Below are 14800 nucleotides of genomic sequence, written 5' to 3'. Positions count from 1 at the left end.
CAAATTAGGAAAATTGATGAATATTTTAATCACAGGGGCAACCAGTGGGCTTGGGCGAAGTGCTTGCGATATGGCGTTGGCACTTGGGTTTAAGGTCATTGCCGTGGGGCGAAACCAAGCTGTGCTTGACACACTAAACGCCTTGGGCTGTCAAACTTACGCGTGTGATTTGGCACAGCAAGCCTTGCCCAATCACTTAGTAGCAACAGCCGATACAATATGGCATTGTGCGGCATTATCATCACCTTGGGGGGCGTATGATGAATTTTATGCGGTTAATGTAAAAGCAACCCAAACCCTTGCCACACAAGCAGGCGTGGCAGGTGTGCCGTCTTTTGTGCATATTTCCACACCGTCTTTGTACTTTGATTATCATCATCATATTGATATTCAAGAAACTTATCGCCCAAGCCGTTATGTCAATCACTATGCCCACACCAAAGCACAAGGTGAAAACGCCATTGTGCAACTGGCACAACAATTTCCTCAAACACGCTATATTATGCTCCGCCCTCGTGCTATTTTTGGGCAATACGACCAAGTATTGATACCCAGATTGTTAAAAGTCATCAAGCAAAAGGGATTTTTGCCCCTACCCAGTGGCGGACAAGCAATGATGGATTTTACTTTTGCTGACAATGTGGTGGAGGCAATGCTGTGTGCCAGTCGTGCAGATTTGCCAAATGATGTCAGTGGACAGGCGTTTAATATCACTGGTGGCGAGCCGATGGCGTTAAGGGTGGTACTTGATCGTTTATTTGTTGATGAATTACAAATGAATTTTAAAATCAAAAGTGTGCCGTATTCCATCTTGCATTCGTTGGCGGTGGGACTAGAACAACTTGCCAAATTCACCCAAAAAGAGCCGATTTTAACCACTTATAGCGTGGGGGCATTGAATTTTGATATGGTACTCAATATTGACAAAGCCAAACAAATGCTGGGTTATACACCCAAAGTAGCAATGGCAGAAGCGATTAGGCGGACGGCTTTGAGCTTGATTTGATTAGATACCCCCTTTTATAACACTATGTACATTAAAAATCATTTAAAAATAACGATGGCGTTTTTACAAATAATGTTATCAATGTTCAACACACCCTAATAAAAAGCCGTTGTCCAAAGTCAATTTGACAACGGCGTGATGATTAAAAATGGCTCATTGATTAAGCAAACCCACGCTGATATTGTTGTGGCACAAACTGCACCTCATCGCTATCCGCTCCATTTTGCTGATATTGGGCATTGAGTACCCAATAGGGGTCTCGCAACAGCCCACGCCCCACCGCCACCAAATCGGCATCGCCAATACCCAAAATATGGTCAGCCACAGACGGATTATCAAGCATTCCCACCGCAATCACAGGTTTAGCTGTTGCCTGTTTGACTTTGCGGGCAAAATCCACCTGATAACCTGCATAAAATTCTGGGTGATTGCCTTTATGTAGTACGCCATCGCCACCACCACTCACATCAAACACATCTGCCCCTGCGTCAGAAAATCGCTTGGCAATCGCTACGCCATAGTCCAAATCAAAGCCATCTTTGCCGTATTCTTGGGCGGAAATTCGCACGATTAGGGGCATTTCAGACGGCATTACTTTTTTGGCTGCCTGAATCACTTCCACACCAAAAAGCGCTTTGTCTTGACCGTATTCATCGGTGCGCTGGTTGGATTTGGGCGAATAAAATTGATGAATCAAATAACCGTGAGCCGCGTGCAGTTCAATCGCATCAAACCCTGCATCCACCGCTCTTTTGACACTGTCGGCAAAGGCTTGTACCAAGTCTTTGACTTCCTGCGTGGTTAATTCGCGTGGCGTAATCAAATTCTGCCCAGCATAATCCAACTCACCATAATGAATGGCAGACGGGGCAACGGCATTTGGCTCGTCTTGGGCTTTTCTGCCTGCGTGGGCGATTTGTACGGCAATTTTCGCCCCGTGTGCGTGTACGCTGTCCACGATTTTTTTGAACGCGTCTTTTTGCGTATCGTTCCACAGCCCCAAGCAATTTGGGCTAATGCGACCGTTTGGGGCGACATTGGTCATCTCCACAATAATCAAGCCTACGCCACCAATCGCACGGCTGGTGTAATGCACAAAATGCCAGTCGTTTGGCACACCGTCTGTGGCGGAATATTGGCACATTGGCGGCATTACTACGCGGTTTTTAAGTTCAAGGTTTTTAAGGGAAAAGGGGGTAAAAAGGTTGCGGATTTTTGCCATTGTTTTTCATCTCTTAGGTAAATTTTGGGCTATTGTATAAAATTTTGGATATTGTGTAAAATTGAGAATTTTGATGGGTGGGTATTATTTTTTGTGATAATGACCTTTGTGATTAAAATTAAATCATTAAATATCAATAAGTTATTATATTAAAATAAATTTTATTTTAATTTTAAATAAAATTTATGTTGGTTTTGAAATCAAGTTAGCATATAATGCACACATCATTTATCAAACAGGAGACCTTTTTATGTCAAACGATTTTATCAACAGCCGTACCCAAGCCTACAATCAACGCAATCAGGACAAAACCACATTGAGTTTGCGTTTGTCCATTAAAGAAGATTTGATTTTGCAAGAGTTGGCAGATGCTTGGGAGACCACTCGTCAAGACATCATTCACGATTTAATCTCAGAATACATCATCAAAGCGTGGGACAGTCAGCGAGCCAATGACCAAAATCAGCAAGAAAAAACTGACCATTCCACCGCAACCAACTATTTTTTATTAAACACCAACAGTGCCAACGACATAGATGACCATCATTTTATGATAAATAATCAAGTTGCTGCGGCATTTGAAGATGGTTATAAAGAAAAAATTGGACGGATTAAAAAAGGAGATTATGTTTTTTTATACGCCTCTGGGCAAGGCATTGTGGCTTATGGGCAGGCTTGCGGTAATGTAGAAAAGACCCATCATTATGGCGTGGATAACAAAACCTTTTTTCAAAAATTAGACGGTTTTGTCAATTTAGATAAGCCAATTAAAGCCAAAGAAGTCAAATCGGTATTGGGCTATTCTTTTCCATTTGCCCAAACACTCTCACAAATTGCCGATGGCGAAAAACTGCTTGAACACATTCAAAAACGATAAACATCAAAAATAACATTTTCAGGCAGCCTGAAAACCTGATTTTTTAAATAAAAACACCGTTTTTATTCAATCAAAAACGGTGTTTGATTTCCCTCACAATTCATTAACCATTTCTTTAAATAATTGATAAGCATAATGCTGTTTGTCTTCATCAAAAATATAATTGGTTAAAATCAGCTCATCAACATTTAATCTATTTTGAAAATCAATCAGTTGATGTTTGACGCTTGCCTTATCGCCCACAAATGAGCAAGCCAACATCGCCATTGCCGCCTGTTTTTCTTGGGACGACCACAAAGCGTCCATATCAGGCACAGGCGGACACACGCCACGAGACACGCCACGCACCAAATCCCAAAAGAGCTGTTGAAGGCTTGTTTGCAAAAAGTGGGCTTCATCGTTCGTATCCGCCACCACCGCATTGACACAAACCATCATATAAGGGGCATCTAACACAGCAGACGGTTTAAATTCTTGGCGATAAATCTCCACCGCCAGCTCTAACATTCGTGGGGCAAAATGGGCAGCAAAGGCATAAGGCAGACCAAGTCGCCCTGCCAAATACGCACTTTCGGTACTTGACCCCAAAATATACAAAGGCACATTTAAACCCATCGCAGGATAGGCTTTGACTTGCCCTTGTACGCTGTCATCGCCAAAGTAGCGTTGCAGTTCACTGATGTCGCTGGCAAATTCATCAGACACATCTCGCCTGCCACGCCGTAGGGCAAGGGCGGTCATTGGGTCGGTGCCGGGGGCTCGCCCAAGACCCAAATCCACCCTGTCGCCATACAAGGTTTTAAGCGTGCCGTACTGTTCGGCAACTTGCAAAGGACTGTGGTTGGGGAGCATGACGCCACCACTACCGACACGGATTTTTTGTGTTTGCGAAAGCGCGTGGGCGATGAGAATTTGTGTGGCAGAACTTGCCAAATGGGGCATATTGTGGTGTTCGGCAATCCAAAATCGTTTAAAATCAAGTGGTTCTAAAAATTGTGCCAAGCGTACCATAGCGTCAATGGCATCTTTGGCGGTTTGCCCTTGACGCATTGGGGCAAGGTTTAGGGCGGAAAGTGTGGGGATTTTTATCATAAATTTCACTTTTACTTATATCTAAAAAATTAGATTTGATACATTTCAAAACAACACAATATTTCTTGATGAGTTTTATTATGGTTGTATGATAAAGCTCATTGGTCTAATGACTGTGGTAAATTTCCACCATCACAGATAGGGAAAGTTTGGTTTAATTTTTCAATCAAATCTGCTTTGGCATTGGGGGTAAAGCGGTAATAAGTCCATTTGCCAACACGTTGACTTTCCACCAAACCAACCGATTTTAGAGTGTTTAGATAGCCCGACACGACCGATTGGGCTAGCCCTGCTTTTTGGGCAATTTTGCCCACACAAATCCAACCACCATCTTGCATGGTGGCACATTCGGGTGAAAAATCGGGAAAATGTAGGGTGGGGCGGTGTAGCCAAATAAGCATTTGTAGGCGGTGTTCGTTGGCAAGTGCCTTAAAGGTGTCAATAAGTGTTTGCATGGGATTATTATATCTATATTTTTAGAAATGTCAAATTTATTATGATGGTTGCACAACAGGACATTGATATTATTCATGTTTTTTGTCTTTTATTAAACAAAAACATCATCATTTGTTATCATCGTGATGGTGATTTATGATAAAATAAGCCATCTTTTTTATGATTGTGAGAATGTCTTGGACTGGTCAAAAGAACTCATAGATTCTGCCCTGTGGCTTGCCAAAAGCATGGCAATTACGAGCGTATGTTTTGCCGTGTTTGTGTGGGGTTTGGTGCGATTTACGCATTGGGGGCGACAATTTTGGGCAATGGCACAAGGCTACCTTTCACCCAAACGTAGCATAAAGCCACTGGCATTTTTTGCATTCATTGTCTTTTTGACACTCTTAGAAGTGCGTATCAGTTTGATTCATTCCAACTGGTATAACACCATGTATTCATCACTCCAAGATTTAAACCAAGAAGTGTTTTGGATACAAATGGTAGTGTTTTGTTTTATTGCTGCCTGTGCGGTTGCCAACTCGCTTTTGATGTATTATGCTGAGCAACGCTTCCAAATCAACTGGATAGAATGGCTAAATCGTCATTTTGTGGATAAATGGCTTGCTAATCAAGCCTACTACAAGACTTTATTTAGTGAGCTTGACAACCCCGACCAGCGTATCCAACACGACATCCAAGAATACGCCAAACGCTCTTTATCGTTGGCAACGGGGGTGATTTCATCTGTCAGTTCCATCGTGTCATTTACCATTTTGTTGTGGGGGCTGGCAGGCTCTATGACGCTGATGGGGGTAGAAATTCCCAAAATGATGGTGTTTTTGGTATTTATTTATGTGCTTGTTGCTACTGTCATCGCTTTTTGGCTTGGGCGACCGCTGATTGGGCTTAATTTTGACAACGAAAAGTTCAACGCCAATTACCGCTATTCGCTCATTCGTCTTAAAGAATATGCCGAATCCATCGCTTTTTATGCAGGTGAAAAAGTTGAAAAAAGCCGACTTTACCAAGAGTTTGACAAAGTCATTAAAAATATGTGGGCGATTGTATATCGTACGCTTAAATTCTCTGGGTTTAACTTGGTCATTTCCCAAATCTCGGTCGTATTTCCGCTACTTATCCAAGTGGGGCGGTATTTTGCAGGCAATATCAAACTGGGCGACCTTATGCAAACCATGCAGGTATTTAACCGTTTGCATGGCAATCTGTCCTATTTTCGCAATGTTTATGATGATTTTGCAGTTTACAAAGCCACGCTTGACCGTCTAACAGGATTTGACAAAGCCATACAAAATGCCCAAAACGCACAGGGCATTGCCATTGAGACGCATGATACGGATGTTGTTTTTGTGGATTTAACGGTAAAAACACCCAGTGGTGGCGTGCTTATTGATGATTTGAACTTAACAATACAACAAGGCGAGCATTTGTTGATACAAGGCAAATCAGGCTCTGGTAAAACCACACTACTACGTACAGTAGCAGGTCTGTGGGCGTGGGCAGAGGGGCGAGTGGTGTGCCCAAATGATACCTTGTTTTTGTCGCAAAAACCCTATTTGCCACAAGGGCGACTGATTGATGTGCTTCATTATCCACACGCACCAACCACCATGTCGGCTGATGAAATGGGGGAGCTGTTGTCGCAGGTGCAACTTGGGCATTTGGTAGATAAACTTAATGATGAAGAGCTTTGGACACAAAAACTATCTTTGGGTGAACAACAGCGTCTTGCCATTGCTCGTGTGTTGTTGCACCGCCCAAGTGTGGTGTTTTTGGACGAAGCGAGTGCCAGCATGGACGAAGGTTTAGAAGATGCGATGTATCGGCTACTTATCGGTTTGCCAAATACCACGCTCATCAGCGTAGGACATCGTTCTACACTGCTAAAATACCACAAAAAACGCCTTGAAGTACTATTAGGGGGAATGTGGCAGGTAAGTAAGTTGGATAAAAGTTCATGATGATAAAAACTTGATAAAAAAAGGGGTGATTGCCCCTTTTTATTTTGTGATTGAGCCTTATTATAAAGCCAATTTATCACCGAGAATCATCATGACTTTTAATACTACCCAAGAAATCATCGCCGACATCAAAGCAGGCAAAATGGTCGTTCTGATGGACGATGAAGACCGTGAGAACGAAGGCGACCTTGTGATGGCGGCGGTTCACGTTAAGCCATCTGACATCAACTTTATGATTACGCACGCTCGGGGATTGGTGTGTTTGACCCTATCAGAAGCACGAGCCAAACAGCTGGATTTGGGTTTGATGAGTGATAAAAATGGGGCAAAATTTAGCACCAACTTTACCTTATCCATTGAAGCAAGTGAAGGTGTAACCACAGGCATTTCAGCAGCCGACCGAGCCAAGACCATTTTGACGGCGGTTGCTCCATTTGCCAAACCCACCGACATCGTCAGTCCAGGTCATATTTTTCCCATTGTTGCTAAAAAGGGTGGGGTGCTACACCGAGCAGGACACACCGAAGCAGGGTGTGATTTGGCAAGGCTTGCAGGGCTTGAACCGTCTGCGGTCATCTGTGAAATCATCAAGCCAGATGGCGAGATGGCAAGACGAGATGATTTGATGGTGTTTGCCAAAGAGCATGGTTTGAAAATCGGTACAATTGCTGATTTGATTGAGTATCGCATGACTCACGAGCAGACAGTAGAGCAGGTAGAAAAAGGCGAATTTGAGAGTGAATTTGGCAAATTTGACCTATACCGTTTCAAAGAATATGGGTCAGATGAGACGCACCTTGCTTTTGTCAAAGGTGACCCAAAGGCAGGCGTGGCGACTGTGCGAGTACATGGGCTAAATCCTTTAAAAGATTTGTTTGCTCAAAAAGACAACAAACATGGTTGGGATTTGCGTTCAGCACTTGCTGAGGTGGGTAATTCTGAACAGGGTGTGTTTGTGTGGATTGATGATGGTAAAAAAGTAGATGTCTGTGGACGACTGGATAAAAGTGCCAAGAGTGTTCATGAGATTGCCGAGCCTTATCGCACCATCGGTGTGGGGGCTCAGATTCTAAGGTATCTTGGTGTGTCAGACATGAAACTTTTGTCCAGTACCGACAAATTTAACCTATCAGGTTTTGGACTTAACATTGTAGAAATCAAGCCACAGCCTTGATTTGGTCAAATATACCAACCGAACTTAAAAACTGGTATGGTTTTCGTTCGTGGTGAGCTTGTCGAACCATGACCGAAAACCGTTCTACCCTTCGACTAGGCTCAGGGCGAACGGTTTTGGTGGTTTTGGAAGTTAAAAAATCATAAATCCCCAAACGGGGATTTTTTTATGCTTAAAATTGGCGATTTTCAAACCGTTCAAATAACACTCGCTCTTCATCGCTCCATGCGGTTTTTTGCATATTTTCATCGGTGCGGACGATGACCGATTCGCCACGAGCAACTATTTTTTGTTGGGCATGGCTAAAATATTCACACTCAAAAATAAGGCTGGTGTTGCCGATTTTTTGGATGCGAATACCGATGAGTAGGGTGTCAGGGAAATTGACAGGGGCAAGGTATTGGCAGTTGGAGCTTGCTAAAATGGTAAGTAAATCACTGCGTTGTAAAGTCATGCCAATCGCCCGAAAATAACTTGTGCGAGCCGACTCAGCATAGCGATAATAGATGACATTGTTTAGGTGGTTAAAAGCGTCCATCTCTCCCCATGCCACAGGTTGAACATGAACAACAGGATAGTTGCGTAGGGCGGTGGGGCGGTCATCACTTGTCAAAATGGGGTTAAAAATTTGCTCAATGGCTTTCATGGCGATTCCTTAGTTTTCCCAATGGGAGTTAGAATTTTTTAAAATTTGTACGCTTTGTAAAGGCTCATCTTTGGGGCTGTTGGCAAGCAGTTCATAAAATAAGTACAACGCATCTTGGGTGCTGTTGAGTTTGGTGGGTTTGTTGTCAGGGTTGATTTGGGTGTTGCCACCATTTAGGGTGATGTAGCTTTCAAGCTGGCTTTTGGCTTCGGTGAGATAGGCATTGGTTTGTTCTTTGTCTCGGATATTTGCCGAACCTATGGCAAGCGATAGGAGCATGGTGGTGTCATGAAGTAGTATGTCTTTGCGGTTTAGGGTGGCGTGGTGATTTTGCTGATTGCGTAAAAAGGCTTGCAAATCTCGCATTTTGACAATGTGGGCTTGCCAAGCATCAGGTTGATTTTTTAGGGCGGTTAGGCGAGCGATGTCGGCATCTAGACTTTGGGCAAGTGCTGATTTGACAGGGTTTGCCATACCTTCGGTTTGGGGCAGTTGCCACTGTATTGCTCGTAAGGCGGTGAGTGTGCTTTCGTAGTTGCCTTGTTCAAAAAGTTGGTTGACTAGCCCAAGCTGAATATAGATGAGTTCACGGTCTTTGTGGGAGGTGTCAGCGTTTTGTGATTGGGCGGGTAGGGTGTCAGTTGGGGTTAGGGCAAAAATGCGATCATCTATGCTATTTAGGCGTGTATCTAGCCCATCAATGGTGGCAAGACGTTCGTCCACTCGCCCCACGACTGATTCAAAGGCAATATACAGCCAGACAATACCACTGGCAAGCAAAACGATGACAAGCCACTGTAATCGCATAAGTACACGGCGAGCTTGTTCGGCTTGGTATTTTAAATCGTCCTTATCATCGGTTGGTTTGGTTTGGTTGTTCATCGTTTTGCTTTGTGAATTTTTGTAAAGTTGTCAATAGAGTGTTGTTGTGCAAATCATTAATACATACCACCATGCTGTCAGGGTAGGCAAGCTTGGCTAACTTACTTAATCGCTCACCCAACGCCAAAAAGGTGGCATTGTGTTGTTGTTTGTCAAACTGTCGCCACACGTCCAAACTCATGCCACTACTGATGAGCACATACAAATGGGCATTTTTGGGCAGATTTTGGTAAAAATGCTCAAATTGCATTGCCATGTCATTGGGGGTTTGACGTTCATAAAACTCAATGGGCAACACCTTGACACCACGTTGCACCAACATATCGTGTAAAAGTCGCCGACCACCCACGCCACGCCATATCATGATACTGTCGTGTTGCCCCATGTGTGTAAAATGGGGTAATTGTATCATGCCTTCGTTGCTCATGGGTAGTCCAAACTCGGCAGGTGTGATGACTGTAAAGCCAAACTCTACCAACGCATCTTTGGTTGGCTGACCCACTGCTATCATGGTGGGGTGGTGAGGCAGGTTGCTGGCGTGATGTATGTTTTGTTGTTTTAAAAAGCTGATTGCACATCGCACCGCCTCCACACTCACCACCACGACTGTGTCAATGTTGCCTTGTATGAAGGTTGCCCAATACATATTTTCCATATCGGTCAGACTGTCAAAAGGCACAATGGACAGTAAAGGCAAATGCACACTAGGCATATCAAGAGTCAAGGTGTTTGCCTTGTGGTTGGGGCGAGTGTTGATAAATAGGTTCATGCTTGGTCGTACATTGCCTTTAAAATGTCGTCTGCCCCTTGTGAGCGTAACGCTTGGGCGATGTCTTGCCCTAGTTTGATTGCTTGGCTTTCGTCATTGATTTGGGTGCTTTGATTGGCAACAAGCAATGTTTTGCCATCTGGCGTACCCACACGCCCTTCCATGCTAAGTGTTTGTCCGTCAAAGGTAGCAAAGCCTGCAATTGGTACTTGACAACCGCCTTCTAGGGCGTGATTCATCGCTCGCTCGGCAAGTACACACAGGCGAGTTATGCTGTCGTTTAGGGGGGATAATAATGATAAAGTATCCGCATCATCAGCACGACACTCAATCGCCAACGCTCCTTGACCGACCGCAGGCAGGCTTAGGGCGGTGTTTAACTCATGGCGAATGCGATTGTTTAACCCCAATCTTTGTAACCCACTCGTGGCAAGGATAATCGCATCATATTCGCCATCGTCTAGTTTGGTAAGACGTGTACCAACATTGCCACGTAACGAACGAATCTCCAAATCTGGGCGGTGATGTCTAAGCTGGCACTCACGGCGTAGGCTTGATGTGCCGACAATCGCCCCTTGGGGTAGGTCATTGATATGAGTGTATTGGTTGGATACAAAAGCATCAGTTGGAGTGTGGCGAGTCAGATATGCTCCAAGCGTCAAGCCGTCAGGCAATACCATAGGTACATCTTTTAAAGAATGCACAGCAATGTCTGCCTTGCTATCAAATAATGCTTGCTCCAACTCTTTGACAAATAAGCCTTTTCCGCCGATTTTGGCAAGGGGTGTGTCTAGGATTTTGTCGCCACGAGTTACCATAGTTAGTAGCTCAATTTGTAAGTCTGGATACAATGCCATAAGACTGTCTTTGACAAAATTGGCTTGCCATAGAGCAAGGGGGCTTTGACGGGTAGCAATGGTGAGTGTTTTCATGAATTATCCAAAAATATCGGTTGGCGTATCTTAGCATTTTTGGGGTTAAAGGGCAAAATTTTTTGGGTGTTTTGTGTTTGGTATGATTATGGGGAGTGATTGTCATTTTTGTGGTGAATTTCTATAAACGCAACAATAGCAACAAACAACAAAACGACACCAAACAATGCGGTAAATATCATGATTAACAACCATTCAGTCTTTTTTCTCTGCTCAATCAGATTGACGGTGTCTTGGTAGCTTCTGACCGTTTTGCCATTGATTTCTAGTGTTACCAGTTGTCTGTATGGAGCGTGATACCACAAAAAATCTGGCTGAATATAATAGCCGATTTTGGCAGGTTGATTTTTATACTCGTCTGGCAAATATCTGCTGTTAAAACATCTACCATCTTTGTGCGTATCGCCATAATCACAAAAATATTCATGTCCATGAGCCGAATTGGGATTTTGCACCAAAATTGGCATGGCATATTCAACGAGTTCCCTATCACAATTACGCCTTTTTCCACAGCTTAAATAATACATGTGGCGGTAACTTTTTAAATAACCACTTTCGTACAGAAGCTCATTTTCATTGGGAAAATGATTGCCAATTTTAATGAGTGGCATGAATACAAGTTCTAATAGCACAAGCAATGGCACCAATGGTAAGGCAATGCTCGTCATGATGAAAAATCTTTTTGTCCACGTCATGTTGTTAATTTCAAAACGGCACTTCACTCACCCATTCTAGCCACGCCCCATGTACAGGGTGTTTTAGGCGTAGGCGATGAGCGTGTAAATTTAGGCGATTGGATAAATGTAAAGCCACATCATCAGCATAAATGGGGTCGCCTATCATCACATGACCGATATGAACACAATGCACACGCAACTGGTGCGACCGTCCCGTGATGGGGTATAAGGCAAGGCGAGTTACAGGGTAGCTTTTACCATCAAAAGAGCGAAGTTCGTGGTGCATGACCTCATAGTGAGTTACCGCTTTTTTTGACCAGCTTGTGTCTGTGATATGACGTGGTTTGGTGGTGGGTTCATAGCGAACGGGTATGTCAATTACGCCTTTTTTGTCGTTACGCTCTATCGTACCAAACACCACCGCTTGATATTCTTTGGTGGGAATGCGGTCTATGAACTGCTTGGATAAATGGGTCTGGGCATGTTCATTTTTACCAAAAATAATCAGTCCTGAGGTGTCCATATCTAACCTATGGACGAGTTTGATGTTGGGATATACTCTAAGCAGGCGTGATTGTAGGCTTACTTTTAGAGTACGACCGTCCACACTGAGTAATCCAAAAGGTTTGTCTCCTACCCAAATGTCATCATCTTCGTAAATGGTAATGGATTTGATAAAATCTTTAAAAAAATCATCATCATAAGTACGTTCTTGGGCGTTCATTTGGGCGATTTTATCATCAGTTAGGCGATCGTGTTTGGTCATGGGCTTACTGTTGTATTGATAAGGTGAATGGGTGATTTTGGTAAATTCAATCATCATTTGACAAAAATTTTGTTATTATAGCAGAAGTTTTAACATTGATTATGATTGTTTGTGATATTTATATTTTTTCATTAGACTTCCTGCAAAACTAGGTTTTTCATTCACCCTGAGCTTGTCGAAGGGTAGGAAAACAGTGGCGGTTCGACAAGTTCACCACGAACGGTTTTCCTTGTTTTTGAGTTTTGCAGGAAGTTTATTGAAAAAAACCAATCAATCACCATTAAACATATATTATTTTCCTATTTTTAGTTTTTAAGGTAAAAACATGACTATTATTAATGCCACTGATGCAACCTTTGCAAAAGATGTACTCCAATCAGACAAGCCTGTGCTTGTAGATTTTTGGGCAACTTGGTGTGGTCCTTGCCGTGCGATTGCACCTGTATTAGAAGAGTTGGATGCTGAATACGCCGATAAAGTCCAAATTGTCAAAATTGACGTAGATGCCAACCCAGAGGTTTCTGCACAGTTTGGTATTCGTAGTATTCCAACGCTTTTTGTATTCAAAAATGGCGAAAAAGTAGACACCGTCATTGGTGGTCGCCCAAAATCTGAATTTGTGGCATTGCTTGAAAAGCATTTATAATTTATAATCACAAATCACCTTTCTTATAGCATTGGTTTTACCGCCAATGCTTTTCAATTTTTTGGTTATGCCATGACACAATACGCTCCTACTGATGAACAGTTGTCTGCTCTAAGCATGGCGATGACAGGTGATTCTTTCAAGATTGTGGCGTATGCAGGTGCGGGTAAAACCACCACACTCAAACTTATCAGTGAGAATTTGCGTGGGCGTGGGTTGTATTTGGCATTCAATAAATCCATTGCCAACGAAGCACAGGGCAAGTTTCCTGCCAATGTGCATTGTCAGACCTTTCATTCTTTGGCATTTCGTCATGTGCCTAGAAACATCACTGCCAAGGTTAGCTTGCCACGACTTACCCCCATTCGTCTTGCCGAAGAATTAAAATTACCTACCATACAGGTGGATAGGTATGTAGATGGCATAAAAAGGTCGGTCACGCTTAGCCCTGTTAAACTTGCCAACATCATCAGCGACGCAATCACCACCTTTTGCAAAACATCAAGCAGTTATCCTGCACCACGTCACATCACGCCCCCTGCTTGGTTATCCGACACCGATAAGGTGCGTTTACAGGAGTTTTTGTATCCTGCCTTTGAACATCGTTGGCTGTCGTCTATTGATCCACGCCACCCAGCAGGCATTGGACATGACATTTATTTAAAATTATGGACACTATCCAACCCTATTATTCCTGCTGATTTTATTTTATTTGACGAAGCCCAAGATGCCGACCCTTTGATGATGAGTGCACTGCTAAAACAACAAAAACAGACCATCTATGTGGGAGATGCTCATCAGCAGATTTATGAATGGCGTGGGGCAACCAACGCCATGAAACGACTGCCTTACCCTGCGACACTGCTCACGCAGTCATTTCGTTTTGGTAATGAGATTGCCAAAGTTGCCAATGTTTTTTTAAAAGCACTCCAAGAGACCATACCACTCATCGGCAACCCTGCCATACCCTCCCAAGTGGGTAAACTCACCATGCACAAAGATGCCATTTTGTGTCGTACCAACGCAGGGGCAATGGCAAAACTTTTGACAGGACAAAAACAAGGTCATAAAGTGGCATTGCAGGCAGACCATCAGCGTATGCTTAGATTTTGTCAAGGGGCAAAAAGTTTACAGCAGGGCAAATCGGTTTCTGGCATTGCCGAGCTTGCGTATTTTAATCATTGGCGAGAGGTTAGGGAATTTAGTGAGACAGGTGAAGGTAGTGATTTAAAAACATGGGTCAAACTCATTGATGAGCATGGTATTGATACCATGACACAGGCGATAGGTCATTTGTGTGAGCCTGTTGGGGCAGATTATGTGATTTCTACTGCTCACAAATCCAAGGGCTTAGAGTGGGGACGAGTGCAAATTGCTGATGATTTTTTGTACGACATCAATCGCCAAGTGGTCAAAATCAGCCCAGAAGAGTTGCGTCTTTTGTATGTGGCTTGTACTCGTGCCAAAAATGTGCTGGACGTAGGCAAAATCAGCCCACTATTAAGGGCATTGACGGACAAAAAATTGGTGTATGGTTAATTTATAAAATGATTAAAAATCAATTGGTTAATGATATTTTCTTAAAAAATTATAAAAAACACTTTACAAGATAGATTTTATCTGTATAATAAGCGGTCATTGAGTTTGTGAATTTACAAAAATAAACAAATTCCAAAAATTTTTTAAAATATGTT

At 43.1% G+C, this 14800-nt stretch carries 15 protein-coding genes; 6 read left to right on the top strand and 9 right to left on the bottom strand.

The features are described 5' to 3' along the window. Positions 1-16 precede the first annotated feature (16 nt). On the top strand, positions 17-1006 hold the full coding sequence (locus tag MOB01S_RS05945) for an NAD-dependent epimerase/dehydratase family protein (protein WP_066802636.1): 990 nt from the start codon (positions 17-19) through the stop codon (positions 1004-1006). Positions 1007-1166: 160 nt separating this feature from the next. On the opposite strand, the gene MOB01S_RS05940 is transcribed toward MOB01S_RS05945, so the two are convergent. Beyond that, positions 1167-2228: an NADH:flavin oxidoreductase/NADH oxidase gene (locus MOB01S_RS05940; RefSeq protein ID WP_066802635.1), complete on the bottom strand. Its 1062-nt coding sequence runs from the start codon at positions 2226-2228 to the stop codon at positions 1167-1169. Positions 2229-2478: 250 nt separating this feature from the next. Here MOB01S_RS05940 and MOB01S_RS05935 point away from each other — a divergent pair, with 250 nt between their 5' ends. Further along, positions 2479-3105, top strand: a complete 627-nt coding sequence (locus MOB01S_RS05935; RefSeq protein ID WP_066802632.1) for a hypothetical protein — start codon at positions 2479-2481, stop codon at positions 3103-3105. Between the two features lie 93 nt (positions 3106-3198). On the opposite strand, the gene MOB01S_RS05930 is transcribed toward MOB01S_RS05935, so the two are convergent. After that, positions 3199-4197, bottom strand: a complete 999-nt coding sequence (locus MOB01S_RS05930) for an LLM class flavin-dependent oxidoreductase (RefSeq protein ID WP_066802630.1) — start codon at positions 4195-4197, stop codon at positions 3199-3201. Positions 4198-4295: 98 nt separating this feature from the next. Continuing rightward, positions 4296-4652 (bottom strand): ArsR/SmtB family transcription factor, encoded by a 357-nt coding sequence (locus MOB01S_RS05925; protein ID WP_066802628.1) that lies wholly within the window; start codon positions 4650-4652, stop codon positions 4296-4298. Positions 4653-4829: 177 nt separating this feature from the next. Between MOB01S_RS05925 and MOB01S_RS05920 the strand changes: the two genes are divergently transcribed. Both MOB01S_RS05920 and ribB read left to right on the top strand, forming a co-directional pair. Continuing rightward, complete coding sequence (locus tag MOB01S_RS05920; RefSeq protein ID WP_066802702.1) at positions 4830-6614, top strand: ABC transporter ATP-binding protein/permease; 1785 nt, start codon at positions 4830-4832, stop codon at positions 6612-6614. A gap of 91 nt (positions 6615-6705) precedes the next feature. Then, a complete protein-coding gene (gene ribB, locus MOB01S_RS05915) occupies positions 6706-7788 on the top strand; it encodes a 3,4-dihydroxy-2-butanone-4-phosphate synthase (protein WP_066802700.1) in 1083 nt (360 codons plus the stop codon). A gap of 172 nt (positions 7789-7960) precedes the next feature. On the opposite strand, the gene MOB01S_RS05910 is transcribed toward ribB, so the two are convergent. The 6 genes from MOB01S_RS05910 to MOB01S_RS05885 all read right to left on the bottom strand — a co-directional run bounded on the left by MOB01S_RS05910 (position 7961) and on the right by MOB01S_RS05885 (position 12460). Continuing rightward, entirely contained in the window at positions 7961-8434 is a 474-nt protein-coding gene (locus tag MOB01S_RS05910; RefSeq protein WP_066802626.1) for an acyl-CoA thioesterase, read from the bottom strand. A gap of 9 nt (positions 8435-8443) precedes the next feature. Further along, positions 8444-9316, bottom strand: coding sequence for a hypothetical protein (locus MOB01S_RS05905; RefSeq protein ID WP_066802624.1), 873 nt, complete (start codon positions 9314-9316; stop codon positions 8444-8446). After that, positions 9288-10085: a uroporphyrinogen-III synthase gene (locus tag MOB01S_RS05900; protein WP_066802622.1), complete on the bottom strand. Its 798-nt coding sequence runs from the start codon at positions 10083-10085 to the stop codon at positions 9288-9290. The genes MOB01S_RS05905 and MOB01S_RS05900 overlap by 29 nt, the downstream gene beginning before the upstream one ends. Further along, a complete protein-coding gene (gene hemC, locus MOB01S_RS05895; RefSeq protein WP_066802620.1) occupies positions 10082-11017 on the bottom strand; it encodes a hydroxymethylbilane synthase in 936 nt (311 codons plus the stop codon). Before hemC ends, MOB01S_RS05900 begins: the two co-directional genes overlap by 4 nt. Positions 11018-11103: 86 nt before the next feature. Beyond that, positions 11104-11685 (bottom strand): hypothetical protein, encoded by a 582-nt coding sequence (locus MOB01S_RS05890; RefSeq protein WP_066802618.1) that lies wholly within the window; start codon positions 11683-11685, stop codon positions 11104-11106. A 37-nt stretch (positions 11686-11722) separates the two neighbouring features. Next, complete coding sequence (locus tag MOB01S_RS05885; protein WP_066802698.1) at positions 11723-12460, bottom strand: RluA family pseudouridine synthase; 738 nt, start codon at positions 12458-12460, stop codon at positions 11723-11725. A gap of 325 nt (positions 12461-12785) precedes the next feature. On the opposite strand from MOB01S_RS05885, the gene trxA reads away from it, so the two are divergent. Then, positions 12786-13106 (top strand): thioredoxin, encoded by a 321-nt coding sequence (gene trxA / locus MOB01S_RS05880; protein ID WP_066802612.1) that lies wholly within the window; start codon positions 12786-12788, stop codon positions 13104-13106. Between the two features lie 72 nt (positions 13107-13178). Then, positions 13179-14645 (top strand): UvrD-helicase domain-containing protein, encoded by a 1467-nt coding sequence (locus MOB01S_RS05875; RefSeq protein ID WP_066802610.1) that lies wholly within the window; start codon positions 13179-13181, stop codon positions 14643-14645. Positions 14646-14800 lie beyond the last annotated feature (155 nt).

The sequence above is a fragment of the Moraxella oblonga NBRC 102422 genome (assembly GCF_001598275.1).
Lineage (GTDB): Bacteria > Pseudomonadota > Gammaproteobacteria > Pseudomonadales > Moraxellaceae > Moraxella > Moraxella oblonga.
Note: the sequence above shows the minus strand (reverse complement) of the source record. Positions and strands in the feature narration are given on the sequence as shown.